Source organism: Serratia sp. B501, assembly GCF_051172315.1.
GTDB classification, from domain to species: domain Bacteria; phylum Pseudomonadota; class Gammaproteobacteria; order Enterobacterales; family Enterobacteriaceae; genus Serratia; species Serratia ureilytica.
Genome location: NZ_JBPIZB010000004.1, coordinates 65,625 through 92,187, shown reverse-complemented (window position 1 = coordinate 92,187; position 26,563 = coordinate 65,625). Strand labels below are relative to the sequence as shown.

20 protein-coding genes are annotated in these 26,563 nt (G+C 60.9%); 12 read left to right on the top strand and 8 right to left on the bottom strand.

Features of this window, described 5'->3' with window-relative positions:
- Window positions 1-132 precede the first annotated feature (132 nt).
- Together clcA and erpA are read left to right on the top strand one after the other, a co-directional pair.
- Window positions 133-1,572, top strand: coding sequence for a H(+)/Cl(-) exchange transporter ClcA (gene clcA / locus ACSBQV_RS14015; protein ID WP_033641864.1), 1,440 nt, complete (start codon window positions 133-135; stop codon window positions 1,570-1,572).
- 89 nt (window positions 1,573-1,661) lie between these two features.
- The gene (gene erpA / locus ACSBQV_RS14010) at window positions 1,662-2,006 is read left to right on the top strand and encodes an iron-sulfur cluster insertion protein ErpA (protein WP_033641865.1); all 345 of its coding nucleotides are present in this window, start codon (window positions 1,662-1,664) and stop codon (window positions 2,004-2,006) included.
- Window positions 2,007-2,062: 56 nt separating this feature from the next.
- Here erpA and ACSBQV_RS14005 read toward each other — a convergent pair whose 3' ends face one another.
- The 4 genes from ACSBQV_RS14005 to mtnN all read right to left on the bottom strand — a co-directional run bounded on the left by ACSBQV_RS14005 (window position 2,063) and on the right by mtnN (window position 4,621).
- Window positions 2,063-2,311: a hypothetical protein gene (locus ACSBQV_RS14005; protein ID WP_108680175.1), complete on the bottom strand. Its 249-nt coding sequence runs from the start codon at window positions 2,309-2,311 to the stop codon at window positions 2,063-2,065.
- 186 nt (window positions 2,312-2,497) lie between these two features.
- Window positions 2,498-3,112, bottom strand: coding sequence for a TRIC cation channel family protein (locus tag ACSBQV_RS14000; RefSeq protein ID WP_033641866.1), 615 nt, complete (start codon window positions 3,110-3,112; stop codon window positions 2,498-2,500).
- Window positions 3,112-3,918 carry a vitamin B12 ABC transporter substrate-binding protein BtuF gene (gene btuF, locus ACSBQV_RS13995; RefSeq protein WP_099785555.1) on the bottom strand — a complete coding sequence of 269 codons (807 nt, stop codon included), beginning with the start codon at window positions 3,916-3,918 and terminating at the stop codon, window positions 3,112-3,114. The genes ACSBQV_RS14000 and btuF overlap by 1 nt, the downstream gene beginning before the upstream one ends.
- Window position 3,919: 1 nt before the next feature.
- Window positions 3,920-4,621, bottom strand: a complete 702-nt coding sequence (mtnN, locus tag ACSBQV_RS13990; RefSeq protein WP_099785553.1) for a 5'-methylthioadenosine/S-adenosylhomocysteine nucleosidase — start codon at window positions 4,619-4,621, stop codon at window positions 3,920-3,922.
- Between the two features lie 129 nt (window positions 4,622-4,750).
- Here mtnN and dgt point away from each other — a divergent pair, with 129 nt between their 5' ends.
- On the top strand, window positions 4,751-6,268 hold the full coding sequence (gene dgt / locus ACSBQV_RS13985; protein ID WP_099785551.1) for a dGTPase: 1,518 nt from the start codon (window positions 4,751-4,753) through the stop codon (window positions 6,266-6,268).
- A gap of 181 nt (window positions 6,269-6,449) precedes the next feature.
- Window positions 6,450-7,892 carry a serine endoprotease DegP gene (gene degP / locus ACSBQV_RS13980; protein WP_033651660.1) on the top strand — a complete coding sequence of 481 codons (1,443 nt, stop codon included), beginning with the start codon at window positions 6,450-6,452 and terminating at the stop codon, window positions 7,890-7,892.
- Window positions 7,893-7,966: 74 nt separating this feature from the next.
- Here the strand turns inward: degP and barA are convergent, their stop codons facing one another.
- A complete protein-coding gene (gene barA / locus ACSBQV_RS13975) occupies window positions 7,967-10,693 on the bottom strand; it encodes a two-component sensor histidine kinase BarA (RefSeq protein WP_099785549.1) in 2,727 nt (908 codons plus the stop codon).
- A gap of 66 nt (window positions 10,694-10,759) precedes the next feature.
- On the opposite strand from barA, the gene rlmD reads away from it, so the two are divergent.
- From rlmD to ACSBQV_RS13935, 8 genes are all read left to right on the top strand, one after another.
- Window positions 10,760-12,109, top strand: a complete 1,350-nt coding sequence (rlmD, locus tag ACSBQV_RS13970; protein ID WP_099785547.1) for a 23S rRNA (uracil(1939)-C(5))-methyltransferase RlmD — start codon at window positions 10,760-10,762, stop codon at window positions 12,107-12,109.
- Window positions 12,110-12,118: 9 nt separating this feature from the next.
- The gene (gene relA / locus ACSBQV_RS13965; protein WP_099785545.1) at window positions 12,119-14,350 is read left to right on the top strand and encodes a GTP diphosphokinase; all 2,232 of its coding nucleotides are present in this window, start codon (window positions 12,119-12,121) and stop codon (window positions 14,348-14,350) included.
- A 99-nt stretch (window positions 14,351-14,449) separates the two neighbouring features.
- Window positions 14,450-15,244 carry a nucleoside triphosphate pyrophosphohydrolase gene (mazG, locus tag ACSBQV_RS13960; RefSeq protein WP_099785543.1) on the top strand — a complete coding sequence of 265 codons (795 nt, stop codon included), beginning with the start codon at window positions 14,450-14,452 and terminating at the stop codon, window positions 15,242-15,244.
- 358 nt (window positions 15,245-15,602) lie between these two features.
- A complete protein-coding gene (pyrG, locus tag ACSBQV_RS13955) occupies window positions 15,603-17,240 on the top strand; it encodes a glutamine hydrolyzing CTP synthase (RefSeq protein WP_004932674.1) in 1,638 nt (545 codons plus the stop codon).
- Window positions 17,241-17,321: 81 nt separating this feature from the next.
- Window positions 17,322-18,617 (top strand): phosphopyruvate hydratase, encoded by a 1,296-nt coding sequence (gene eno / locus ACSBQV_RS13950; protein WP_004932670.1) that lies wholly within the window; start codon window positions 17,322-17,324, stop codon window positions 18,615-18,617.
- Window positions 18,618-18,901: 284 nt separating this feature from the next.
- Window positions 18,902-20,092 carry an NAD(P)/FAD-dependent oxidoreductase gene (locus tag ACSBQV_RS13945; RefSeq protein WP_042783697.1) on the top strand — a complete coding sequence of 397 codons (1,191 nt, stop codon included), beginning with the start codon at window positions 18,902-18,904 and terminating at the stop codon, window positions 20,090-20,092.
- Window positions 20,089-20,493, top strand: coding sequence for a hypothetical protein (locus ACSBQV_RS13940; RefSeq protein WP_099785541.1), 405 nt, complete (start codon window positions 20,089-20,091; stop codon window positions 20,491-20,493). The genes ACSBQV_RS13945 and ACSBQV_RS13940 overlap by 4 nt, the downstream gene beginning before the upstream one ends.
- 30 nt (window positions 20,494-20,523) lie before the next feature.
- Entirely contained in the window at window positions 20,524-21,720 is a 1,197-nt protein-coding gene (locus ACSBQV_RS13935) for a methionine gamma-lyase (RefSeq protein ID WP_099785538.1), read from the top strand.
- A gap of 36 nt (window positions 21,721-21,756) precedes the next feature.
- On the opposite strand, the gene ACSBQV_RS13930 is transcribed toward ACSBQV_RS13935, so the two are convergent.
- From ACSBQV_RS13930 to hutU, 3 genes are all read right to left on the bottom strand, one after another.
- Window positions 21,757-23,151, bottom strand: a complete 1,395-nt coding sequence (locus tag ACSBQV_RS13930; RefSeq protein WP_099785536.1) for an amino acid permease — start codon at window positions 23,149-23,151, stop codon at window positions 21,757-21,759.
- Between the two features lie 102 nt (window positions 23,152-23,253).
- Entirely contained in the window at window positions 23,254-24,789 is a 1,536-nt protein-coding gene (hutH, locus tag ACSBQV_RS13925; RefSeq protein WP_099785534.1) for a histidine ammonia-lyase, read from the bottom strand.
- On the bottom strand, window positions 24,786-26,477 hold the full coding sequence (gene hutU, locus ACSBQV_RS13920) for a urocanate hydratase (RefSeq protein WP_025159649.1): 1,692 nt from the start codon (window positions 26,475-26,477) through the stop codon (window positions 24,786-24,788). Before hutU ends, hutH begins: the two co-directional genes overlap by 4 nt.
- Window positions 26,478-26,563 lie beyond the last annotated feature (86 nt).

Genomic DNA, 26,563 nt, shown 5'->3' with positions numbered 1-26,563 from the left:
ATTCTAGAGGAGAGCGCCGCGTTATGAAACGATCACAGTCAGATACCATTAACGGCAGCGCCCGCCGCCGGGTTGGGGTAGAATTATCGCCCTGCCTATTTGTATTACAAATTACCTGACGAATCACTCGCGATGACAGAATCACAATCACAGCCAGTCGGGACGTTGAGCCCGCGTCTTAGCCGCAGCGATGCGGTGCGCCAGTTTATCCGCCGCGACAAAACGCCGGTGGCGATCCTGTTGATGGCCGCGCTGGTGGGGACGCTGGCCGGTTTGCTCGGCGTGGCCTTCGATAAAGCGGTGGAGTGGGTGCAGCAGCAGCGGCTGGCTTCGCTGGCGCAGGTCGCCGACTTCTGGATCCTGGTGTGGCCGCTGGCGTTTATCTTGTCCGCCGCGCTGGCGGCGCTGGGTTATTACCTGGTGCGGCGCTTTGCGCCTGAGGCGGGTGGTTCGGGCATTCCGGAGATCGAAGGCGCGCTGGAGGAGCTGCGGCCGGTGCGCTGGTGGCGCGTGATACCGGTGAAATTCATCGGCGGCATGGGAACGCTGGGGGCGGGCATGGTGCTGGGGCGCGAAGGGCCTACGGTACAGATGGGCGGCAACGTCGGGCGCATGGTATTGGACGTGCTGCGCATTCGCGGCGCCGAGGCGCGCCATTCGCTGCTGGCGACCGGGGCCGCCGCCGGGCTGTCCGCCGCGTTCAACGCGCCGCTGGCCGGCATTCTGTTTATCATCGAAGAGATGCGGCCGCAGTTTCGCTACAACCTGATCTCGATTAAAGCGGTGTTTATCGGCGTTATCATGTCGAGCGTGGTGTTCCAGCTGTTCAACGGCCAAGGCTCGGTGATCGCGGTCGGCAAACTCGCCTCGGCGCCCATCAACACCTTGTGGCTCTATCTGGTGCTGGGCGCGATATTCGGCGCGGTGGGCGTGGGATTCAACGCGCTGATCTTTCGCACTCAGGACATGTTCGCGCGCCTGCACGGCGGCAGAATGCGCAATGTGCTGCTGATGGGCGGGCTGCTCGGCGGCGTGTGCGGCATTCTGGGGCTGATCCAGCCGGAGGCGGCGGGCGGCGGCTTTGGGCTGATCCCGATCGCCGCGGCGGGCAATTACAGCGTCGGCATGTTGATGTTCATTTTCATTACCCGCATCTTCACCACGCTGCTGTGCTTCGGTTCCGGCGCGCCGGGCGGCATCTTTGCGCCGATGCTGGCGCTGGGCACGCTGTTCGGCACCGCCTTCGGGCTGGCGGGGGCGCATTTGTTCCCGCAGTACGGTATCGAGGCGGGCACTTTCGCCATCGCCGGCATGGGGGCGTTGTTCGCCGCCACGGTGCGCGCCCCGCTGACCGGTATCGTGTTGGTGCTGGAAATGACCGACAACTACCAGCTGATTTTACCGATGATCATCACCTGCCTCGGCGCTACGGTGGTGGCGCAGCTGCTCGGCGGCAAGCCACTGTATTCGTCGATCCTGGCGCGCACCCTGCAACGGCAGGAGGCGCAGTTGGCGCGGGAAGCGGCGGAGAAAACAAGTAAAGAAAATACAACAAATGCGGTGAATACTTGAACGCAACACTCAGGTATCGGATAATCGTTAATATTAATCAGGCAGCCCTGGTCGCGATCTGATGCTGAACAATGTTGGGAGTAAAGAGTATGAGTGATGAAACGGCACTGCCCCTGCAATTTACCGAGGCAGCAGCAAACAAGGTCAAGTACCTGATTGCTGACGAAGAAAATCCGAACCTGAAGTTGCGGGTTTACATTACCGGCGGCGGCTGCAGCGGATTCCAGTACGGTTTCACTTTTGACGACAAGGTCAACGATGGCGACATGACCATCGAGAAGCAGGGCGTGGCGCTGGTGGTCGATCCGATGAGCCTGCAGTATCTGGTTGGCGGTTCGGTGGACTACACCGAAGGGCTGGAAGGATCGCGCTTCGTGGTGACCAACCCGAATGCCAAAACCACCTGCGGTTGCGGTTCGTCGTTCAGCATCTGAGTTTGTCTGTCAGAATATCAACCCGCTCGCTTTCCGGCCGGCGGGTTTTTTTATGCCTACCATTCCACGAGGATCACTGCCACGCCGTTCTCCTGGGCCGGTGGGCTGTGGATGATATTCGGCTGTGCTGTCGCGTGGCTGCATTCGGCCCGTGGGGCGGCGGCTTCGAGGCGCACGGTGCATTGCGGTTCAATAGTCAGGGTAATGCCGATCTGGCCGCTGACGGCATCGGCATAGGCGGCTCCACTCAGCAGGGAGCCACAGCAGGCAAGCAGAATTTTTTTCATCATTGCGGGAATAGCCATCCGTAAGCCATCTTGTGATGACTTATCGGCAAAAAGTTAAAAAGTTTTAACAGCGCGGGGAAGGAATTAACCTGAGGGTTACAGAACTTTACATCGTCACTACGCTATTTTCTGGACGAAAATAATACCACCAAACCCGTTTATAGTCTAATAAATCACCAGGCCGCCGCCCCGCAGGGCGGCGGCTCAGCGTTCGAGAATAAAGGCGGGCAGCTTGAGGTGCCAGCGGATGGCCGCCAGCCGAATGGCCAGCGTGATGACCATCCCCAGCATCATGGCCTGTTGCAGCGGCATGTTGAAGGTGTAAAACGCCGTGGCGTGCGCGATGCCGCCGATGATACAGGCGGTGGCGTAAATTTCGGTGCGCAGGATCATCGGGATCTCGCGCGCCAGCACGTCGCGGATAATGCCGCCGCCGACGCCGGTGATCACCCCCATGCAGATCGCCACCAGTGGGCCGGTGCCGGCCGCGAAAGCCTTGTTGACGCCGATGCCGACGAACACCGCCAGCCCGACGGCGTCGAGCACCGGCAGCACCCATTTCGGCAGGCGGCGCGGCTGGCGCACCAGCAGCAGCGTCAAGACGCAGGTGATCATCGCCACCACCAGATCGGTGGGATCCTTGACCCAGAACACCGGGCCGTTGGCCAGCGCCATATCGCGGATGGTGCCGCCGCCGACCGCGGTAACCACGCCCAATACCAGCACGCCGAACGGATCCATGCGCAGCTTGCCGGCCAACAGCACACCGGAGACGGCGAACACCGCCGTGCCGAGAATATCCAACCAGAACACCAGCATCAGCGGATCTCCGCCAGCTGGCGGCACAGTTGTTGCGCCGCCAACAGCAGCCGCGGCCCGCCGCGATTGAACCAGTCTTCATTCAGCGCGATCACCGGCACCTGCAGCTGCGGCGCCCAGAAGGCTTTCACATTGGCGGCCTCTTTCGCGCCGCCGGTGATGACGATGGCCTGGGGTTGGCGCGCCAGCACCTGCTCACGGCTGATCTGCGGCCAAGGCGTGCGGCTGTCGGCGAAGACGTTCTGCGCGCCGCACAGCGCCAACACCTGGCTCTGCAGCGTGGCGCCGGAGCTGGTGAACAGCGGCTGGGTGCCGAACTGCAGCAACACGCGTCGCGGAGGGCTATCTGCGTACTGTTGCCTGAGAGCGGCGAACTGGCGGCGAAGGCCGGCGGCCGCCTGATGCGCCTGGTCCGGGTGCGGGCTGTATTGCGCCAGCTTATCCAGCAAGCCGGCGATCCCTTCGAGATTATCGGCGTCCGCATAGAAGATCGGGATGCCGAATGCGGCGAGCTGATCCAGCACGCGCTGCGGATTGCCGCCGCGCCAGGCGAGGATCAGATCCGGCTTGAGCGCCAGCACCCGCTCCAGGTTGATGCCCTGCCAGGAGGCCACCTGCTCCAGCCTGGCGGCCTGCGGCGGATAATCGGAATAGGCGCTCGCCGCCACCAGCACCTCGCCCATGCCGGCGGCATAGGCGAGTTCGGTCGCATTGGGCGCTAGGCTGATCACTCGCTGGGCGGCCCCGGCCGGCAGGGCCAGCCAGAATGCCAGCAGCCAGAGCGCCGAGGTGAAGCGCAGCCTCACATCAACCGCGCTTGGCCAGGGTTTGCAGCATGGCGTTGACCATCAGCGTAGACTGCTTGGCCGCTACCACCAGGAACTCATCAAAGCTCATGTGCGACTCACTGTCGGCGACGTCGGAAATGGCGCGCACCACCACGAACGGCGTGCCGAACAGATGGCAGACGTGGGCGATCGCCGCGGCTTCCATTTCCACGGCGGCGACGCGCGGGAAGGTGGCGCGGATGCGCGCCAGCGGCTCGGCGCCGTTGATGAAGGCGTCACCGCTGCAGATCAGGCCGCGCACCGCGTGCAGATCCAGCTGTTTGATGCAGCTTTCCGCCAGCGCGATCAGTGCGTCGTCGGCGACGAACGCCGCCGGGCAGCCGGCCATCTGGCCCGGCTCGTAGCCGAAGGCGGTGACGTCGGCGTCGTGGTAGCGCACTTCTTCCGACACCACGATATCGCCCACGCGCAGGCTGCTGGCCAGGCCGCCGGCGGAACCGGTGTTGATCACCACGTCGGGGCTGCAGTGTTCCAGCAGCAGGGTGGTGCCCATGGCTGCGGAGACTTTGCCGATGCCGGATTTCAGCAGGGCCACGTCAACGCCGCCGATCTGGCCGGTGTAGATTTCGCAGCCCGCGCGCTGGATGGTTTGACGGTTTTCGATTTGATCGCGCAGCAGGGTGACTTCCTGCTCCATTGCGCCGATGATGCCTACTTTCATAAATAACACTCGCTGATTGGCCGTGAGAATTGCGGCATAGTCTATCATGGCTGTGTATCAGAGATAATGCGTTGCATCCGCCGCCGGGAATTGTTATCACGGGGGCAGGGCGCAACGGCGGAGAAACAGATGTCCGGGATCGACTTCAAGCAAAAAATCAGCTTCCAACGGCCTTTCAGCAAACCGATCGAGGCCGAGGAAGAGTACGACATCGTGCGGCAGTTCGAGAGCGATCGCGGGCGCATCGTCAACTCGGCCGCCATTCGCCGTTTGCAGCAAAAAACCCAGGTGTTTCCGCTGGAGCGCAACGCAGCGGTGCGCAGCCGCCTGACGCACTCGATGGAGGTGCAGCAGGTCGGGCGCCATATCGCCAAAGAGATCCTCAACCGCTTCAAACAGGCGGGTAAGATCGATGAATTCGGCCTGACCCGGCTACTCGATCCGTTTGAGAGCATCGTGGAAATGGCCTGTCTGATGCACGATATCGGCAATCCGCCGTTCGGTCACTTCGGCGAGTCGGCGATCAACGACTGGTTCGCCCAGCGGCTCGATCCTGCCAGCTGCGGCAGCGAGCCGGGCAGTCACGATCGCTGCCAGGTCGCGTCGCTGCGGCTGCATGAAGGGGAGAGCGATCTGAACCGGCTGCGCAGCCGGATCCGTCAGGATCTCAGCCATTTCGAGGGCAACGCCCAGGCGATCCGCATGGTGTACAGCCTGCTGAAACTCAATCTGACCTACGCGCAGGTCGGCTGCATTTTGAAATACACCCGCCCGGCTTATTGGGCGGGCGACATCCCCGCCAGCCACAGCTATTTGATGAAAAAGCCCGGCTATTATCTGGCGGAAGAAGCCTTTGTCGATAGGCTGCGGCGCGAGCTGCACATGGGCGAGTTCGATCGTTTTCCGCTGACCTACATCATGGAGGCCGCCGACGATATCTCATACTGCGTGGCCGATCTGGAAGACGCGGTGGAGAAGAGCATTTTCACCGTCGAGCAGCTGTATCAGCACCTGATTCAGGAGTGGGGCGAGGTGGTGCCGGGCGATCTGTTCGACAAGACCGTCGCCAGCGCGTTTCGCAAGATCGACCGCGGCGGCGCTCGGCGCAGCGCGGAAGATCAGTTCTTCATGTATCTGCGGGTGTTTACCGTGGCGCGGCTGGTGCCGCACGCGGCGCAGCGCTTTATCGATAATCTTGACGCGGTTTATCAGGGCAGTTTCAATCAGGCGCTGCTGGAAGATTCCAGCCCGGCCTATCAGCTGCTGAAAATATTTAAAAATGTGGCGTTCAAGCACGTGTTCAACCACCCGGAGGTCGAGCAGCTCGAGCTGCAAGGCTACCGGGTGATCAGCGGCCTGCTGGACATTTACAGCCCGCTGCTGGCGATGTCGCTGGCGGACTTCAGCCGGTTGGTGCGCGAGGACAGCCATCGCGCTTACCCGATCGAAACGCGCCTGTTCCACAAGCTGTCCACCAAGCATCGGCTGGCTTATGTGGAAGCGGTAGAAGGGCTGCAGCATTTATCGCCGGAGCAGCAAACCATTCGGGAATATTATTTCCGCGCGCGTTTATTGCAGGACTATATCAGCGGAATGACCGATCTTTATGCCTATGATGAATATCGTCGATTAATGGCGGCGGAATAATTAAGCGGAGGAATAATTATCAGCAATTCCAACCGGTTGGCTGTCTCGAGTTTTGTAAAGACGAACAATATTTGTTTACTATTGCCAATCATCTGTGCCGGAACTTCGGGCTATTAATTAACTCTGAATAAGCACGCAAGACAGCCATTCTTTTTTGAACGACTTTATAAGAGACACACAGATGAAAAAAACCGCATTAGTTCTGAGCGCACTGGCATTCAGCATCGGTATGGCGATGGGCCCGGTTACGGCCAGCGCCGCTGAAACCGCGTCTTCCAGCACCCAGCAGTTGCCGAGCCTGGCGCCGATGCTGGAGAAGGTGATGCCTTCCGTCGTGAGCATTAACGTTGAGGGCAGCACCACGGTCAATACGCCGCGCATGCCGCAACAGTTCCAACAGTTCTTCGGTGAAGATTCGCCGTTCTGCCAGGACGGTTCACCGTTCCAGGGCTCACCGATGTGTCAGGGCGCTGAACAGCCCGGACCGGATGGCCAGCAGCCGCAGGGCACTCAGCAGAAATTCCAGGCGCTGGGCGCCGGGGTGGTTATCGATGCCGCCAAGGGCTATGTGGTGACCAACAATCACGTGGTGGACAACGCCAACAAGATCCAGGTGCAGCTGAGCGACGGCCGCCGTTTCGACGCCAAAGTGATCGGCAAGGATCCGCGTTCCGACATCGCCCTGATCCAGCTGAAAGACTTCAAGAACCTGACGGCGATCAAGATGGCGGACTCCGATCAGCTGCGCGTCGGCGATTACACCGTGGCGATCGGCAACCCGTACGGGCTGGGTGAAACCGCCACCTCGGGCATCGTGTCCGCCCTGGGGCGCAGCGGCCTGAACATCGAAAACTACGAAAACTTTATCCAGACCGATGCGGCAATCAACCGCGGCAACTCCGGCGGCGCGCTGGTTAACCTGAACGGCGAGCTGATCGGCATCAACACCGCGATCCTGGCGCCGGACGGCGGCAACATCGGCATCGGCTTCGCCATTCCGAGCAATATGGTGAAAAACCTGACGGCGCAAATGGTCGAGTATGGCCAGGTGAAACGCGGCGAGCTGGGCATCATGGGCACCGAGCTGAACTCGGAGCTGGCCAAGGCGATGAAGGTCGACGCGCAGCGCGGTGCTTTCGTCAGCCAGGTAATGCCGAAATCTTCCGCCGCGAAGGCGGGCATCAAGGCCGGTGACGTGATCGTCACCATGAACGGCAAGGCCATCTCCAGCTTCGCCTCGTTCCGGGCAGAGATCGGCACGTTGCCGGTCGGCAGCAAGATGTCGCTGGGCATTATCCGCGACGGCAAGCCGGTAACGATTGACGTCACGCTGGAGCAAAGCGCGCAGACCCAGGTGGCCTCGGGCAATATCTACACCGGCATTGAAGGCGCCGAGCTGAGCAATACCCAGGTCGGCAACGTGAAAGGCGTCAAGGTCGACAGCGTGAAAGCCGGCAGCGCCGCCGCGCGCATCGGCCTGAAAAAGGGCGACGTGATCCTGGGCGTGAACCAACAGCCGATCCAGAACCTGGGCGAGCTGCGTAAAATCCTCGACAGCAAACCGTCGGTGCTGGCGTTGAATATTCAGCGCGGCGATAGCCAGCTGTACCTGCTGGCGCAGTGATAAACGTCAGGCGCTAAAAGCAACAAAGGCACGCTACGGCGTGCCTTTTTGCATTATGGCAATGGCATGAGGATTCAGGCCGGTTGCGCCAGATGCGCGCGCGCCGCGTGGATCACCAGTTCAATCTCATCCAACAGCTCCAGCCACTCCGGCTCCAGCTCGTCGTTGGTGATGCCCTGGCGCAGCTGCCGCTCGAGGTAGAAACACAGCTGCTTGAGGCGCGGCACGCCGCTGTAGCTGCAGCTGCCGTGTAGCTTATGGACCAGGTCGAGGATCTCGTCGTCGTGTTGCCCCTCGAGCAGCGCCTGCACCCGTTCGCGCACCTGCGGCAGGAAATCGAGCAGCATTTGCAGCAGATCGCGCGCCAGATCCGGCTTATTGGCCGCCTGGCGCAGCGCCAGCGGCCAGTCGAGCGACAGCGGGGCATCGTCGGCGACGGCGCTTTCCACGTCGCCGCTGTGGTAGCGCGACAGCACGCGGGTCAGCATTTTCTCGTCGATCGGCTTGGCCAGGTAGTCGTCCATCCCCGCCTGCAGCAGATGCTCGCGTTCGCCGCTGGCGGCATGGGCAGTGACGGCGACGATCGGCGTGGAGTTGTGGTGCGGCAGTTGGCGGATCAGTTCGCTGGCGTGAATGCCGTCCATCTTCGGCATTTGAATGTCCATCAGGATCAGATCCAGCACGTTATTGCGCGCCAGCGCCAGCGCTTCCTCACCGCTTTCACACAGCAGCGTTTTCTCCACCTGTTCGCCCAGCAGCGTGCCGATCAGCTTCAGGTTGGCCGGGTTGTCGTCGACCGCCATCACCGTCAGCGGCAGACGTTTACGCTCAGGCGGGGCGGCGAGCCGATCGGGCGTCTCCATTCTCAGCAGCGGGAACAGACGCGTGCTGGTGATAGGCTTGATCAGGCAGCCGAGCGCGCCTTGTTGCTTAAGCAGCTCGGCGTCGATCTGCGCCTGGCACGGCAGCGCCAGAATGACCCGATCGGCCAGCTTCAGCGAGGCCAGCAATTTGTCCTGGTGCTGCGCCATGTTGTCGCGGAACGGGATCGGCACACCGGCCAGCAGGAAATCGTAATGGCCTGACGGCAGCTGGCCCAGCGTCGGTGAGTGGGTGATCACCAGCTGCGTGACGCTGAGCATGTTGAGCGTCGCCTGTGCCGCCGTCGGGTTGGATTCGATATAGGCGAGCGTTTTGCCGTTCAGATCCGGCAGGTTCGGCGCCAGCGACAGCATGCCCTCGTTCAGATCCAGCGTGATGTGGAACCAAAAGGTCGAGCCGCGATTCAGCTGGCTGTGGAAGCAGATATCGCCGCCCATCTCCTTCACCAGCTTTTGCGTGATCACCAACCCCAGCCCGGTGCCGCCGTGGCGGCGGGAGATGCTGGCGTCCGCCTGACGGAACGCCTGGAACAGCTGCGACTGCTGGCGTTCGGAGATGCCGATGCCGGTGTCGTGGATCTGCACTTCCACTTCCACCCGGCGATCCAACTGTTTGCGCAGTTCGACGCGAATATCGATATTGCCGGTTTCGGTGAACTTGATGGCGTTGCCCAGCAGGTTGGTGATGATTTGCTGCAGGCGCAGCGAGTCGCCGATCACCTGCTCCGGCACGTCGTTGTGCACATCCAGCGTTAGCTCCAGCCCCTTGTCGTGGGCGCTGGGCGCCAGCAACACCACCACTTCGTCCAGCGTTTCGCGCAGGGCGAACGGAATATGCTCCAGCACCAGTTTGCCGGCCTCCAGCTTGGAGAAGTCCAGCACGTCGTTGATGATGGTCAGCAGGTTGTTGGCCGAGCGTTCGATGGTCTGCAAATAGTCGGTCTGGGTCGCGCTCAGATCGGTTTTCAGCATCTGGCGGGTAAAACCGATCACGCCGTTGAGCGGGGTACGCAGCTCGTGCGACATGTTGGCCAGGAATTCGGACTTGATGCGCGCCGCCTCCTGCGCGCGTTTTTTCGCCAGATCAAGTTCGACGTTCTGGATCTCCATCTGCTCCAGCGTTTCACGCAGGTCAGACGTGGCCTGATCGATGTTCTGCTGCATCTCTTCGTGATAGGCGGTGAGCGACATCGCCATCGAGTTGATGCCGTTCTTCAGCATGTGCAGCTCGCCGAGCATGTAGCCCTCCACGCGGCTGTCGAGCTGGCCGCGACGGATGCGATCGACGGTGTTCACCATGTTGCGGATCGGACCGGTCACGTCGCGCATCAGGCGGTAAGCGAACAGGATGGCGATGCACATGCACAGCAGCAGCAGCAGGGTGGAGACGAACACCTCTTTATACTGCTGCAGCCGCACCGACTGCAGATCCAGCTCGATCGCCACATAGCCCAGGTTGTTGTCGGGGTGGCTGCCGCCGTCGGCGGTTTCATCCGGATACTGATTTTCCGACAGGATCGGCGTGCGCAGGATCAGCGAATCGCCGCGCCGGGTGAGCATCAGTTCGGTGGGCAACGGCACGCCTTTCGGCAACTGCAGCTGAGCGAAGTTGTGGTGATAATTGGAGGTGACGAACAGGTTGTTCTGCGCATCGAACACGGTGATCGAACGCACGATGTCCGAATGGCGGCGGTGCAGCAGGCTGACCAGTTGCCTGACCGATTCGCGGCTGCGGAACGTCATGCCGTACTCGCTGGCTACCGCCAGCGGCTCGATGATGCTGGCGCCGGCGTCGACCAATTGCTCCTGCAGCTCGTTATAGCGGTGCACCACGAAGAAGGTGCTGAGCAGCAAACCAATCAGCAAGGTCGGGGCCAGAATCAGGATCATCATGCGCGCACGCAGGCTGTATTTGGTCATGGGATTCCAATGTGGGAGAATTGACAGCTGACACTAGCTTAATGAACCAGCACACAATCGACAAATATGGCGCAATTCTACTCTCCCAAACGCCGCGTGACGACCCGGCAGAGCTCACAAATCTTCACCGTGACGGTGAGCGATCTCGATCCTTTCGGCCAGGGCGTGGCGCGCCACGACGGCAAAGCGGTGTTCGTGCCGGGCGTATTGCCGGGCGAGCAGGCGGAAATCCAGCTGACCGAAGACAAGCGCCAGTTCGCCAAAGGCAAGCTCAAGCGCCTGCTGAGCCGCAGCCCGCAGCGGGTGGAGCCGCGCTGCCCGCATTTCGGCGTGTGCGGCGGCTGCCAGCAGCAACATGCGGATGAGGCGCTGCAACAGCAGAGCAAGGCGGCGGCGCTGGTGCGCATGATCGCCCGCGAAACCGGGGTGACCCCGCAACAGGAACCGGTGATCGCCGGCCCGGAATACGGCTATCGCCGCCGCGCCCGCCTGAGCCTGGCGTGGCAGCCGAAGCTGCAGCGCCTGATGATGGGGTTTCGCCAGGCGGCCTCCAGCGAGCTGGTGGCGGTGGAGCACTGCCCGGTGCTGCGGCCGGAGCTGGAGCAGCTGCTGGCGCCGGTGCGCGCCTGCCTGAGCGGGTTGCAGGCGGTGCGGCGGCTGGGGCATGTGGAGCTGGTGCTGGCGGATAACGGCCCGCTGCTGGTGCTGCGCCATCTCGATGCCCTGAAAGAGGCGGATCGCCAGGCGCTGTTGGCGTTTGGCGAGCGGGAAAAGGTCGCCGTTTATCTGGCGCCGGACAGCGATCGGGTGGAAAAACTGTGCGGTGAAACGCCGTATTATCAGGTTGACGGGCTACGCTTAGACTTCAGTCCGCGCGACTTTATTCAGGTCAATGACGCCGTAAACCAACAAATGGTGGCGCAGGCCCTTGAATGGCTCGACATTCAACCCAATGATCGGGTGCTGGACCTGTTCTGCGGCATGGGGAATTTCACCCTGCCGCTGGCGCGCCGCGCCGCTGAGGTGGTGGGCATCGAAGGTGTTGCCACGCTGGTAGCGAATGGGCAATATAATGCACATAAGAATAAGCTGAATAATGCGTCGTTCTTCCATGAGAATCTGGAGGACGACGTTGAGCGGCAACCTTGGGCAGCACAAGGGTTTGATAAGGTGATGCTGGATCCCGCCCGCGCCGGTGCGGCCGGGGTGATGTCACACATTGTAAAACTGGCGCCGGCGCGGGTGGTGTATGTTTCCTGTAACCCCACCACGCTGGCTCGCGACAGCAAAGTGCTGTTGAACGCCGGTTATCGTCTTGCGCGCGTGCGGATGTTGGATATGTTTCCGCACACGGGGCATCTTGAATCAATGGCGCTGTTTATCAACGAGCGCGCGCCAGAGGTCGCTGCAAAGTAGGGAGAAGTTATGGTTGCGGTAAGAAGTGCACATCTGAATACGGCGGGTGAGTTCGCTCTCGATGAGTGGATCGCCGGCTTGGGGCTACCCAACCCGCAGTCATGTGAGCGATTGGCCGCAACCTGGCGTTATTGTGAGCAGCAGACCCAAAACCATCCCGACGCCTCGCTGCTGTTGTGGCGCGGCCTGGAGATGGTGGAAATCCTCTCGACGCTGAGCATGGACAATGACAGCATGCGCGCCGCGCTGCTGTTCCCGCTGGTGGATGCAGACATCGTGCAGGAAGAGGTCCTGACGGAAACGTTCGGCAAGGGCATCGTCGCCTTGGTGCATGGCGTGCGGGACATGGACGCTATTCGCCAACTGAAAGCCACCCAAAACGACTCAATGGCCTCCGAACAGGTCGACAACGTGCGCCGCATGCTGCTGGCGATGGTGGAGGATTTCCGCTGCGTCGTCATCAAGCTGGCGGAGCGCATCGCCCACCTGCGCGAGGTGAAAGACGCGCCGGAAGACGAACGCGTGTTGGCGGCGAAAGAGTGTTCCAACATCTATGCGCCGTTGGCTAACCGGCTCGGCATCGGCCAGTTGAAGTGGGAGCTGGAGGATTTCTGCTTCCGCTACCTGCACCCGGAAGAATACAAGCGCATCGCCAAGCTGCTGCATGAGCGCCGCATCGATCGCGAACAGTTCATCGACGATTTCGTCGCCGGGCTGCGCGACGAGATGGCCAAAGAAGGCATTCGGGTGGAGATCTACGGCCGGCCGAAACACATCTACAGCATCTGGCGCAAGATGCAGAAAAAGCACCTGGCGTTCGACGAACTGTTCGACGTGCGCGCGGTGCGCATCGTGGCGGAGCGCCTGCAGGATTGCTATGCGGCATTGGGCATCGTGCATACCCACTTCCGCCATCTGCCGGATGAGTTCGACGACTACGTCGCCAACCCCAAACCCAACGGCTACCAGTCGATCCACACCGTGGTGCTGGGGCCGCGCGGCAAAACCGTCGAGATTCAGATCCGCACCCGGCAAATGCACGAAGACGCCGAACTGGGGGTGGCCGCGCACTGGAAGTACAAAGAGGGCGCGGGGGTTACCGTGCGCTCCGGCTATGAAGAGCGCATCGCCTGGCTGCGTAAGCTGATCGCCTGGCAGGAAGAGATGGCGGACTCCGGCGAGATGCTCGACGAAGTGCGCAGCCAGGTGTTCGACGATCGAGTCTATGTATTTACCCCGAAAGGCGACGTGGTCGATCTGCCGGCCGGCTCCACGCCGCTCGATTTCGCCTACCACATTCACAGCGACGTTGGTCACCGCTGCATCGGCGCCAAGATCGGCGGCCGCATCGTGCCGTTTACCTATCAGCTGAAGATGGGCGATCAGATTGAGATCATCACCCAGAAACAGCCGAACCCGAGCCGCGACTGGCTGAACCCGAACCTGGGCTACGTGACCACCAGCCGCGGGCGCTCGAAGATCCACAACTGGTTCCGCAAGCAGGATCGCGACAAGAACATTCTTGCCGGCCGCCAGATGTTGGACAACGAATTGGAACACCTCGGCATCAGCCTGAAAGAGGCCGAGAAGCTGCTGATCCCGCGCTACAACATGAACTCGCTGGACGAGGTGCTGGCGGCGATCGGCGGCGGGGACATTCGCCTGAACCAGATGGTGAATTACCTGCAGGGCAAGTTCAACAAGCCGAGCGCCGAAGAGCAGGATCGCGAGGCGCTGCGCCAGCTGGTGCAGCAGAAAGCGCCGCCGCCGGCCCGCAACAAGGATAACGGCCGCGTGGTGGTGGAGGGCGTGGGCAACCTGATGCACCACATCGCCCGCTGCTGCCAACCGATCCCGGGCGACGACATCGTCGGCTTTATCACCCAGGGGCGCGGCATCTCGATCCACCGTGCGGACTGCGATCAGCTGGCCGATTTGCAATCGCATGCGCCGGAGCGCATCGTCGATGCGGTGTGGGGCGAAAGCTACTCCAGCGGTTATTCGCTGGTGGTGCGCGTGATGGCCAACGATCGCAGCGGGCTGCTGCGCGATATCACCACCATTCTGGCCAACGAAAAGGTCAACGTGCTGGGCGTCGCCAGCCGCAGCGATACCAAGAAGCAGTTGGCCACCATCGATATGGACATCGAAATTTATAACCAGCAGGTGCTGGGCCGGGTGCTGGCGAAGCTGAACCAGCTGCCGGACGTGATAGACGCCAAGCGTCTGCACGGCAACTAACTCCTGCGCCTTTCGGGCCGCATCCGAGGTCGATGCGGCCCGAACTCCATCAGTTCCGGCGGACATGTCCGTGCGCCCCCATTTTCTCAGAGATTTTTTATGACCCAATCCACTCCGCTGCAGCGCCTGCTGAACATCATGAAAACGCTGCGCGACCCGCAGAACGGTTGCTCATGGGACCGTAAGCAAACCTTCGCCACCATCGCGCCCTACACGCTGGAAGAGACTTACGAAGTGCTGGACGCCATCGAACGGCAGGACTACGCCGATCTGCGCGACGAACTGGGCGACTTGCTGTTCCAGGTGGTGTTCTACGCCCAGATGGGGCAGGAACAGGGGCTGTTCGATTTTGATGAGGTGTGCACCGCCATCAGCGACAAGCTGGAGCGCCGTCATCCGCACATCTTCGGCGACGCTGAGGGCGGAGACAGCGAAGCCGTGGCGGCGCGCTGGGAGCAGCTCAAGGCCGGCGAGCGCGCCGAAAAAGCGCTGCACTCGGTGCTGGACGACATTCCGCAGGCGTTGCCGGCGTTGATGAAGGCGCACAAGATCCAAAAACGCTGCGCCTCGGTCGGCTTCGACTGGAACACGCTGGGCCCGGTGCTGGACAAAGTGTATGAAGAGATCGACGAAGTGATGCACGAAGCCCGCCAGGCGGTGGTCGATGAGAGCAAGCTGGAAGAGGAGATCGGCGATCTGCTGTTCGCCACGGTGAACCTCTCGCGCCATTTGGGCCACAAGGCCGAGAACGCATTGCAGGCGGCCAACCGCAAGTTCGAACGCCGCTTCCGCGAGGTGGAGGCGATCGTCAAGCAACGCGGGCTGCTGCTTGAAGATGCCACGCTGGAGCAGATGGAAGACGCCTGGCAACAGGTGAAACGCCAGGAAAGTTGAATCGCTGCAACGACAATGTTGAATGTTGATCACAAACAAGGTTCACTCAGGCTGAAACGGTTAAGCTTACGGTCAGGTCACAGGCGCAGGGCTGCCGTCGGCAGCAAAAGGCCAACAAACTGAAATCTAAGGTGTTTTATCGTTCGAGAGGGGCGGTAAAAAGAAATTTTCTCCGCTAACTCTTTGTATTTCCTGGAGGGTTTTGGGCGCGCCGGCGGAGTAAACCCTGATGAACACGGGAGGGCGGCCGAGATGATGGACAGCAAAACGATCGTTTGTAGGTCAGGAGAGGTTCGGGTATACTACTTTCCCGTCCTGGTTCTTCCATCGTCTTTAAACCTAAACTCTCAGGTTCAGCATGACAACTAATTATATTTTTGTGACCGGCGGGGTCGTATCCTCTCTGGGTAAAGGCATTGCCGCAGCCTCTCTGGCGGCTATTCTTGAAGCCCGTGGCCTCAACGTTACCATCATGAAACTGGACCCGTACATCAACGTGGATCCGGGCACCATGAGCCCGATTCAGCATGGGGAAGTTTTCGTCACCGAAGACGGCGCAGAAACCGATCTGGATTTGGGTCACTACGAGCGCTTCATCCGCACCAAAATGTCGCGTCGCAACAACTTCACCACCGGCCGCATCTACTCCGACGTGCTGCGTAAAGAACGCCGCGGCGACTATCTGGGCGCGACCGTGCAGGTCATTCCGCACATCACCAACGCGATCAAAGAACGCATCATCGAAGGCGGCGAAGGCCACGATGTGGTGCTGGTGGAAATCGGCGGCACCGTCGGCGATATCGAATCGCTGCCGTTCCTCGAAGCCATCCGTCAGATGGCGGTGGAAGTGGGCCGCGAGCACACTCTGTACATGCACCTGACGCTGGTGCCGTACATGGCGGCGGCGGGCGAAGTGAAAACCAAGCCGACCCAGCATTCCGTAAAAGAGCTGCTTTCCATCGGTATTCAGCCTGATGTGCTGATTTGCCGTTCCGACCGCGCGGTTCCTGCTAACGAACGCGCTAAAATCGCGCTTTTCTGCAACGTGCCGGAAAAAGCGGTTATCTCTCTGAAAGACGTTGATTCTATTTATAAAATCCCAGGCCTATTGAAATCTCAGGGGCTGGACGATTATATTTGTAAACGATTCAGCCTGAACGCGCCGGAAGCCAACCTGGCCGAATGGGAACAGGTGATCTACGAAGAAGCCAATCCGGGCGGCGAAGTGACCATCGGTATGGTCGGCAAATACGTTGAGTTGCCGGACGCCTACAAGTCGGTGATCGAAGCGCTGAAGCACGGCGGGCTGAAAAACCGTCTGACCGTGAACATCAAGCTGATCGACTCGCAGGACGTGGAAACCCGCGGCGTGGAAGTGCTGAAAGGGCTGGACGCGATCCTGATCCCGGGCGGCTTCGGCTACCGCGGCGTGGAAGGCAAAGTGATGACCGCACGCTATGCGCGCGAGAACAACATTCCTTACCTGGGCATTTGCCTGGGCATGCAGGTGGCGTTGATGGAGTTCGCTCGCAACGTGGCGGGGATGGAGAACGCCAACTCCACCGAGTTTATGCCAGACTGTAAGTACCCGGTGGTGGCGTTGATCACCGAATGGCGCGATGAAGACGGCAACGTCGAAGTGCGCAGCGAAGAAAGCGATTTGGGCGGCACGATGCGCGTAGGTGGCCAACAGTGCAACCTGAGCGACAACAGCCTGGTGCGTCAGCTGTACGGCGAACCGACCATTGTCGAGCGTCATCGTCACCGTTACGAAGTTAACAACATGCTGTTGAAGCAGATCGAAGCCGCAGGGCTGCGTGTCGCCGGTCGTTCCGCCGACAACAAGCTGGTCGAGATCATTGAACTGCCGAATCACCCGTGGTTTGTGGCCTGTCAATTCCACCCGGAATTTACATCGACGCCGCGTGATGGGCATCCGCTGTTCGCCGGCTTCGTGAAAGCCGCAGGCGAGCATCAGAAGCGCCAGGTGAAATAAAATATTTGGTAGGCGGCGCGCGGTGAGAACCGCGCGCTGTTTGTCTGGAGTTTTAGTTTAACTTGTACTGAGGAAAACCTAATGTCCAAAATCGTTAAAGTCATCGGTCGTGAAATCATCGACTCCCGCGGTAACCCGACTGTTGAAGCCGAAGTTCATCTGGAAGGCGGTTTCGTCGGCCTGGCTGCTGCGCCGTCAGGTGCTTCTACCGGTTCCCGCGAAGCGCTGGAACTGCGTGACGGTGACAAGTCTCGTTTCCTGGGTAAAGGCGTACTGAAAGCCGTTGCTGCAGTAAACGGTCCGATTGCTCAGGCAGTACTGGGTAAAGATGCCAAAGACCAGGCGAACATCGACAAGATCATGATCGAGCTGGACGGCACTGAAAACAAATCCAACTTCGGCGCCAACGCCATTCTGGCGGTTTCCCTGGCAGCAGCGAAAGCGGCCGCAGCCTCTAAAGGCATGCCGCTGTACGAGCACATCGCTGAACTGAACGGCACCCCAGGCAAATTCTCCATGCCACTGCCGATGATGAACATCATCAACGGCGGCGAGCACGCTGACAACAACGTCGACATTCAGGAATTCATGATTCAGCCGGTTGGCGCGAAGACCCTGAAAGAAGCGGTGCGCATCGGTTCCGAAGTGTTCCACCACCTGGCGAAAGTTCTGAAAGCCAAAGGCATGAACACCGCCGTGGGCGACGAAGGCGGCTACGCGCCAAACCTGGGCTCCAACGCCGAAGCGCTGGCCGTTATCGCTGAAGCGGTAAAAGCGGCGGGCTACGAGCTGGGCAAAGACGTCACTCTGGCGATGGACTGCGCGGCTTCCGAATTCTACAAAGACGGTAAATACGTGCTGGCCGGCGAAGGCAACAAAGCCTTCACTTCCGAAGAGTTCACTCACTTCCTGGAAGAGCTGACCAAACAATACCCAATCGTGTCTATCGAAGACGGCCTGGATGAATCCGACTGGGCGGGCTTCGCTTACCAGACCAAAGTGCTGGGCGACAAAATCCAGCTGGTGGGCGACGATCTGTTCGTGACCAACACCAAGATCCTGAAAGAAGGCATCGAGAAAGGCATCGCTAACTCCATCCTGATCAAGTTCAACCAGATCGGTTCTCTGACCGAAACGCTGGCGGCTATCAAGATGGCGAAAGACGCCGGCTACACCGCGGTGATCTCTCACCGTTCCGGTGAAACCGAAGACGCAACCATCGCCGACCTGGCGGTAGGTACTGCAGCTGGCCAGATCAAAACCGGTTCCATGAGCCGTTCTGACCGCGTTGCCAAGTACAACCAACTGATCCGCATCGAAGAAGCGCTGGGTGACCGTGCGCCGTTCAACGGCCTGAAAGAAGTTAAAGGCCAGTAAGTTCGACCGATTCGGTTGCTAAATAAAAACCCGCCGCGGCGGGTTTTTTTATGGCTGACGTACCAATGTTAACCCTTTTTTATTTATTAACAATCGCTGCGTTTACCCTAATAAATTTATTGTGCAGTTTTCTTGCCGGTTTTTATATTCCGTTTTTATTTGCTTTATAATTATTCGTTACTAGACTGCCAATAAGGCGGCGTTATTTTTTTCTTGCCGTTAAATATCGCCATCATCGTAATGCGTTCTTTCATACTGCCGGGTTTCGGCTGGGGGAGGGCCTGATGCGACAGCGAGTCGTCATTGTCGGCGGTGGAACCGGCGGCACCATGCTAGCCAATCTGCTGGCCGTGAAATTGCACTGGGAAATTCTCAATAATAAAGTTGAATTATTAATGATTTCGGATTCGCCGCTGCATTATTACAAGCCGGCGTTTATGTATGTTGCATTCAATAATTTTTTCAAGCAGGAGCTCACGCGTTCACAGCGGAGTTTATTGCGGCCGGAAATACAGTTTGTCGTCGATAAAGCGGAATCTTTTGATTTAAAACAGCGGTATATCATTACGCAAAGCGGCAAGCATTATCCGTATGACTTCCTGGTTTTCGCCACCGGCTGCGTGCCCTGGCCGGAGCGCATCGAAGGATTGGCGCAGGCGGGCGATCATTTCTACCAGTATCAGGCCGCGCGGCGGTTGGCGCATAAGCTGGCGACGATCGAGAAAGGCCGCATTTTCATCACCGTGTCCTTCCCTGAAACGCCCAACGTGCCCCATCAGTGCGGCATTGCGCCGATCGAAACCACCCTGATGCTGGACGACTACCTGCGGCGGCGCGGCGTGCGCAAGGCGGTAGAGATTGTGTACACCTACCCGACCATTTCCCAACTGCTGCGCAACTGCCTGTTTTTACAGCGCCCGACCGGCGAAGCGCTGCCCGCCATTTTTGCCGCGCGCGACATTCGCCACCAGCGTGGGTTTACCCTCAGCCGGGTGGACGCTCAGCGCAACATCGCCTATTCCGCCGAGGGGGAAGAACAGCCGTTCGACATTCTGATGGCGACGCCGCCCATCCGTGCAGTGGAGGCGGTGCGCAATACCGGGTTGAGCGAGAGCCAAAACGGCGAAGGCTGGCTGCCGACCGATCATCAAACGCTGCAGGTCTACGGCCAGCAAGGGGTGTATGTCATAGGCGATACCGTGGATTTGCCGGTCAGCAAGGCCGGTGGCTCTTGTCATAATCAGGCGCCGGTCATTGCCGACAACATCGTGGCGGAAATGCGGCTGGGCCAAACCGTGAGCCATTACGACGGCAAGGTGCAGGCGGTCGCGCAAATGGGGCTGAATGCCGGCATGCCGCTGGTCTACGACTACCGTCACGACGTGCTGCCGACGCCCGCCACCAAGGCGGGCGGCATGCTGCGCAACGGGTTCAACCGCGGCCTTTACTGGGCCACGGTAAGGGGGCTGATATGACGGAAAGCACGGTGCACGCGGCTGACCTGCAATCATTGGCGGCGTTGCTCGAGAAACTGCAGCCGCTGCTGGCGGGCGGCCGGTTGGATAACGTGGTCGATCTGTTGTCGCTGCTGTCGGACGTGGTAGACATCGCCGACAACGCGCTGGTAGAGAAACTGGCCGGCGTCTTTGAAGGTTTGGTGACCATCGGTTGGGAAGGCGGAACGGCGCTGCAGATGGCGCACAGCGAGCTGCAATTGAATCCTCCGCCGGCCAGTTTTCGCGCGCTGTACGCCTTGCTGAAGCAGCCGGATACTCTGCTGGGGTTGACGCTGCTGCTGCGTACTTTACAAATCATCGGCCAGCGCACGCGAGACAGCGCATTGCCGCCGGCCCTTTCGGATGAATCAAAAAATTAAGCTTCACCCACTCAGGTAAGGAGTTGTGTTATGTCCGCTACAGCAGTTGGCCACGACTTTGCCACCCGGGCTATTCATTACGGCTACGATCCGCAGAGGTATCAGGGGGCACTGTCTCCGCCGGTGTTTATGAGCTCTACGTTTGCTTTTCCCACTGCAGAATACGGCGGCGCCTGCTTTGCCGGCACCGAGCCGGGGTACTTTTACTCGCGCATCGCCAATCCGACGTTAAACCTGCTCGAGCAACGCATCGCCAACCTGGAGGAGGGGGAGGCGGCGGTGGCGTTCGCTTCCGGCATGGGGGCGATCACCGCCTGTTGCTGGACGCTGCTCAGACCGGGCGATGAGCTGATTGTCGACGAAACCGTGTATGGTTGCACCTTCAGCTACTTTCATCATGGTCTGGCGCGCTTTGGCGTCAAGATAACCCACGTTGATCTGACCCGGCCGGAGCGGCTGGCGGCGGCCATTGGACCGCGTACCCGCCTGGTGTATTGCGAAACGCCGGCCAATCCCAATATGCGTTTGATCGATATCGCCGTCGTGGCGGAGATTGCCCATCGGCATCAGGCGCTGTTGCTGGTGGATAACACCTATTGCACGCCCTATCTGCAGCGGCCTTTGGCGTTAGGCGCCGATATCGTGGTGCACTCGGCGACCAAGTACCTCGGCGGACACGGCGATCTCCTGGCCGGAATAGCGGTGACGCGTCAGGCGTTGGCCGAGGCGATCCGTCTGGAGGGGTTAAAGGACATGACCGGGGCGGTACTGTCGGCGCAGGATGCCGCGCTGGTGCTGCGCGGGATGAAAACCCTGCCGCTGCGCATGGATCGTCATTGCGATAACGCGCAGCGCCTGGCGGAGATGTTGGCGGAGCATCCGGCGGTCGAGCGGGTATATTACCCCGGCCTGGCGAACTTCCCGCAGCATGCGTTGGCGCAGCGGCAAATGGCCCGCCCCGGCGGCATGCTGGCGTTTGAGCTGCGGGGCGGCCTGCGTGCGGGCATTCGTTTCCTCAACGCGCTGCAGCTCATCTTGCGGGCGGTCAGCCTGGGGGATTGCGAAAGCTTGGCGCAGCACCCGGCCAGCATGACGCACTCGGCCTACACGCCGGAAGAGCGGAAACGGCACCACATCAGCGAGGGGCTGGTGCGGTTGTCCGCCGGGCTGGAGGCGTTTGACGATCTGCAGGCGGATATCCTGCAGGCGTTGGCGCAGGCGCAATAAAAAACCCGCCGCAGCGGGTTTTAGCAGAAGCGAGCGTTACATCTGTTGCGTCGCCGCGGTCACCGGCGAACCGCCGCCTTTCTTGCGCACCCACAGCCAGTAAGCCACGGTGAGTAAAGCGATCCACACCAGCCCGACGTACAGCGCGATGCGGCTCTCTTCGAAATAGCCGAGCAGGCCGATGACGAACGCCATAAAGGCGGTCGCCAATGCCGGCGCCACCGGCCACCATGGCACCTGGAAGCTCAACTGACGCGTTTCTTCCGGCGACAGCGTGCGGCGCATGACGATCTGCGACAGCAGGATCATCAGCCACACCCAGACGGTGGCGAAGGTGGCGATCGAAGCGATGATCATGAAGACCTTCTCCGGGATCAGGTAGTTGAGCACCACCGCCAACAGCAGGGCGACCGACATCACCAGCACCGTCATCCACGGCACGCCGCTGGCGGTCAGTTTGGTGAAGCTGCGCGGCGCCTGGCCGTCCTGCGCCATGCCGTACATCATGCGGCCGGCGCCGAAGATATCGCTGTTGATGGCCGAAATGGCGGCGGTGATCACTACCACGTTCAGCACGTTGGCGGCGGAGCTGATGCCGAGGTTGCTGAAGATCTCAACGAACGGGCTGCCGTTCTGGCCGATGCTGTTCCACGGATAGATAGCCATCAGCACCGTCAGCGTCAGCACGTAAAACAGCAGGATGCGCACCGGCACGGCGTTGATCGCCTTCGGCAGCACTTTGGCGGGGTCTTTCGCCTCGCTGGCGGTGATGCCGATGATCTCGATGCCGCCGAAGGCGAACATCACCACCGCCAATGACGCGACCACGCCGCCGAAGCCGTTAGGCATAAAGCCGCCGTGTTGCCACAGGTTGCTGATGCCGGTGGCGTGCTGGGTTTGCCCGAAACCGAACAGCATCACCGCTGCACCGCCGACGATCATCGCCACGATGGCGGCGACCTTGACCAGCGACAGCCAGAACTCCAGCTCGCCGAAGACCTTGACGCTGCACAGGTTGAGCGCGCCGATAAACAGGATGATGCTGAGCACCCAAACCCACTGAGCGACGTCCGGGAACCACAGCCCCATATAGATGCCGAAGGCGGTGACGTCCGCCAGGGCGACGATCACCATTTCGAAGGTGTAGGTCCAGCCGGTGAGGAACCCGGCCAGCGGGCCGAGATAGTGGCTGGCGTAGTGGCCGAACGAGCCGGAAACCGGCTGATGCACCGCCATTTCACCCAGCGCGCGCATCACCATGAATACCGCCGCGCCGCCCACCAGATAGGCCAGCAGCACCGCCGGGCCGGCCAGTTGGATGGCGCCGGCGGAGCCGTAGAACAGGCCGGTGCCGATCGCCGAGCCGAGAGCCATGAAACGGATATGCCGCGCGTTTAGTCCGCGTCTGAGTTGTGTCGTTTCGTTACGCATGTTGTTTCCCGTTAAGTGTTTGCCGAACAGGCACGCGCTGCCCGCACCGGGTGGAACGCACCCGGCGGGGCAGAACAAACTGCGTGATTCAGTGTGTGATGATTATGCCTGGCTAGGCAGCAGCGCCGCAGGCAGCAGCGATGTCAGGTGACCGGCCGCCAAGAGTTGGCTGGCGGCTTCAATGTCGGGGGCGAAGAAACGATCCTTGTCGTAGAAACTGACATGCTCGCGCAGCAGACGGCGCGCCTGCTCCAGACCTTCCGAGGTCTTCAGGCCGTTGCGGAAATCCAGGCCCTGGCAGGCGGCCAGCCATTCGACCGCCAGAATGCCGCGCACGTTGTCCGCCATGCTCCACAGGCGGCGACCGGCGGCCGGCGCCATGGAGACGTGGTCTTCCTGGTTGGCGGAGGTCGGGATGCTGTCGACGCTCGACGGATGCGCCAGCGCTTTGTTTTCGCTGGCCAGCGCCGCGGCGGTGACCTGAGCGATCATGAAGCCGGAGTTCACGCCGCCGTTTTCCACCAGGAACGGCGGCAGTTGCGACATGTGTTTGTCCATCATCAGCGAGATGCGGCGTTCGGACAGCGAACCGATTTCGGCGAACGCCAGCGCCAGGTTATCGGCGGCCATCGCTACCGGTTCGGCATGGAAGTTGCCGCCGGACAGCACGTCATCCTGCTCGGCGAACACCAGCGGGTTATCGGAGACGGCGTTGGCTTCTATCTCCAGCACCTCGGCGGCCTGGCGGATCTGCGTCAGGCAGGCGCCCATCACCTGCGGCTGACAGCGCAGGGAGTAAGGATCCTGCACTTTTTCGCAGTTGCGGTGCGAGTCGGAGACTTCGCTGCGCGCACCGAGCAGGTGGCGGTAGGCGAGGGCGGCGTCGATCTGGCCGCGCTGGCCGCGCACCTCATGGATACGCGCATCGAACGGGCTGCGGGAGCCCAGCGCCGCTTCCACCGTCAGGCTGCCCGCCACGGTCGCGGCGGCGAACAGGTCTTCCGCGTCGAACAGGCCGCGCAGCGCGAAGGCGGCGGAGACCTGGGTGCCGTTCAGCAGCGCCAGGCCCTCTTTCGCTGCCAGCGTCAGCGGTTTCAGACCGGCCTTGGCCAGCGCTTCGGTCGCCGGCAGCCATTGGCCCTGATGGCGCGCCTGGCCTTCGCCCAGCAGCACCAGGCTCATGTGCGCCAGCGGCGCCAGGTCGCCGGAGGCGCCGACCGAGCCCTTCAGCGGGATATGCGGATAAACTTCGGCGTTGACCAGCGCGATCAGCGCCTGGATGACTTCCAGACGAATGCCGGAGAAGCCGCGCGACAGGCTGTTGATTTTCAGCACCATGATCAGGCGCACCAGATTGTCGTCGGTGGGCTCGCCCACGCCGGCGGCGTGTGACAGCACGATCGAACGCTGCAGGTTTTCCAAATCGTTGCGGGCGATGCGGGTCGAAGCCAGCAGGCCAAACCCGGTGTTGATGCCGTAAGTGGTGCGGTTTTCTTCAACGATGCGTTCCACGCAGGCCACGCTCTGCTGGATAGGGCCGTAGGCGTTGTCGTCCAGCGTCAGCGTCACCGGGTGTTGATACACGTCGCGTAGCTGGGCCAGCGTCAGTTTGCCTGGGCGAATAGTCAGCGCTTTCATGCTTTTTCTCCTTGGGTCGCGGCAACCATCGGCAGGTTCAGGCCTTGCTCACGGGCGCAGTCGATAGCGATATCGTAACCAGCGTCGGCGTGACGCATGACCCCGGTAGCCGGGTCATTGTGCAGGACGCGGGCGATGCGCTCGGCGGCTTCGTCGGTGCCGTCGCAGACGATCACCATGCCAGAGTGTTGGGAGAAGCCCATGCCGACGCCGCCGCCGTGGTGCAGGGAAACCCAGGTGGCGCCGCTGGCGGTATTCAGCAGTGCGTTCAGCAGCGGCCAGTCGGAAACGGCATCTGAGCCGTCTTTCATCGCTTCGGTTTCACGGTTCGGGCTGGAAACGGAGCCGGAATCCAGGTGGTCGCGGCCGATGACGATCGGGGCGGACAGTTCGCCGCGGCGCACCATCTCGTTGAACGCCAGGCCCAGCTTGGCGCGCTGGCCGAGGCCAACCCAGCAGATGCGCGCCGGCAGGCCCTGGAAGCTGATGCGCTCGCGCGCCATGTCCAGCCAGCGGTGCAGGTGCTCGTCATCCGGGATCAGCTCTTTCACCATGGCGTCGGTTTTGTAGATGTCCTGCGGATCGCCGGACAGCGCCGCCCAGCGGAACGGCCCGATGCCGCGGCAAAACAGTGGACGGATGTAGGCCGGCACGAAGCCCGGGAAGTCGAAGGCGTTGTCGACGCCGGTTTCTTTCGCCATCTGGCGAATGTTGTTGCCGTAGTCGAAGGTCGGCACGCCCATCTGCTGGAACGCCAGCATGGCTTTGACGTGATCGGCCATCGATTGCTTGGCGGCGGCGACCACTTTGGCCGGCTCGGTTTGCGCGCGCTGGCGATACTCTTCCCAGCTCCAGCCCTTCGGCAGGTAGCCGTTCAGCGGATCGTGGGCGCTGGTCTGGTCGGTGACCATGTCCGGGCGCACGCCGCGGCGCACCAGCTCAGGCAGGATTTCCGCCGCGTTGCCGCACAGAGCGATGGAGATGGCTTTGCCTTCTGAGGTGTATTTCTTGATGCGGGCCAGCGCGTCGTCCAGATCTTTGGCCTGCTCATCGACGTAGCGGGTTTTCAGACGGAAATCGATGCGGCTCTGCTGACATTCGATGTTCAGCGAGCAGGCGCCCGCCAGCGTCGCGGCCAGCGGCTGCGCGCCGCCCATGCCGCCCAGACCGGCGGTCAGCACCCAGCGCCCCTGCAAGCTGCCGTCGTAGTGCTGGCGGCCCGCTTCGACGAAGGTTTCATAGGTGCCCTGAACGATGCCCTGGCTGCCGATGTAGATCCAGCTGCCGGCGGTCATCTGGCCGTACATCGCCAGGCCTTTGGCGTCCAGCTCGTTGAAGTGTTCCCAGGTGGCCCAGTGCGGCACCAGGTTGGAGTTGGCGATCAGCACGCGCGGCGCGTTGCTGTGGGTTTTGAAGACGCCGACCGGTTTGCCGGACTGCACCAGCAGGGTTTCGTCTTCTTCCAGCGTTTTCAGGGTTTCGACGATCTTGTCGTAGCAATCCCAGTCGCGCGCGGCGCGGCCGATGCCGCCGTACACCACCAGCTCGTGTGGGTTCTCCGCAACTTCAGGATCGAGGTTGTTCATCAGCATGCGTAACGGCGCTTCGGTCAGCCAGCTTTTTGCGTTTAATTGTGTGCCGCGTGGCGCGCGTACATCGACATTGCGAACTTTGTTATTTGTAGTCACAGCATTTTCCTCAAACAGTATCGGTGCAGATTCCATGCCGCGGTGGGGATGAGTACCACGGCATAACAATGCGTAGGGCTTATTAA

Coding starts and splice junctions, on each gene's coding strand:
- clcA (WP_033641864.1), top strand. CDS start 133: ATGACAGAATCACAATCACAGCCAGTCGGGACGTTGAGCCCGCGTCTT.
- hutH (WP_099785534.1), bottom strand. CDS start 24,789: ATGAAAGCGCTGACTATTCGCCCAGGCAAACTGACGCTGGCCCAGCTA.
- ACSBQV_RS13935 (WP_099785538.1), top strand. CDS start 20,524: ATGTCCGCTACAGCAGTTGGCCACGACTTTGCCACCCGGGCTATTCAT.
- degP (WP_033651660.1), top strand. CDS start 6,450: ATGAAAAAAACCGCATTAGTTCTGAGCGCACTGGCATTCAGCATCGGT.
- rlmD (WP_099785547.1), top strand. CDS start 10,760: ATGGCGCAATTCTACTCTCCCAAACGCCGCGTGACGACCCGGCAGAGC.
- ACSBQV_RS14005 (WP_108680175.1), bottom strand. CDS start 2,311: ATGGCTATTCCCGCAATGATGAAAAAAATTCTGCTTGCCTGCTGTGGC.
- ACSBQV_RS13930 (WP_099785536.1), bottom strand. CDS start 23,151: ATGCGTAACGAAACGACACAACTCAGACGCGGACTAAACGCGCGGCAT.
- mtnN (WP_099785553.1), bottom strand. CDS start 4,621: ATGAAAGTAGGCATCATCGGCGCAATGGAGCAGGAAGTCACCCTGCTG.
- barA (WP_099785549.1), bottom strand. CDS start 10,693: ATGACCAAATACAGCCTGCGTGCGCGCATGATGATCCTGATTCTGGCC.
- eno (WP_004932670.1), top strand. CDS start 17,322: ATGTCCAAAATCGTTAAAGTCATCGGTCGTGAAATCATCGACTCCCGC.
- dgt (WP_099785551.1), top strand. CDS start 4,751: ATGTCCGGGATCGACTTCAAGCAAAAAATCAGCTTCCAACGGCCTTTC.
- relA (WP_099785545.1), top strand. CDS start 12,119: ATGGTTGCGGTAAGAAGTGCACATCTGAATACGGCGGGTGAGTTCGCT.
- pyrG (WP_004932674.1), top strand. CDS start 15,603: ATGACAACTAATTATATTTTTGTGACCGGCGGGGTCGTATCCTCTCTG.
- erpA (WP_033641865.1), top strand. CDS start 1,662: ATGAGTGATGAAACGGCACTGCCCCTGCAATTTACCGAGGCAGCAGCA.
- ACSBQV_RS14000 (WP_033641866.1), bottom strand. CDS start 3,112: ATGCTGGTGTTCTGGTTGGATATTCTCGGCACGGCGGTGTTCGCCGTC.
- ACSBQV_RS13940 (WP_099785541.1), top strand. CDS start 20,089: ATGACGGAAAGCACGGTGCACGCGGCTGACCTGCAATCATTGGCGGCG.
- ACSBQV_RS13945 (WP_042783697.1), top strand. CDS start 18,902: ATGCGACAGCGAGTCGTCATTGTCGGCGGTGGAACCGGCGGCACCATG.
- mazG (WP_099785543.1), top strand. CDS start 14,450: ATGACCCAATCCACTCCGCTGCAGCGCCTGCTGAACATCATGAAAACG.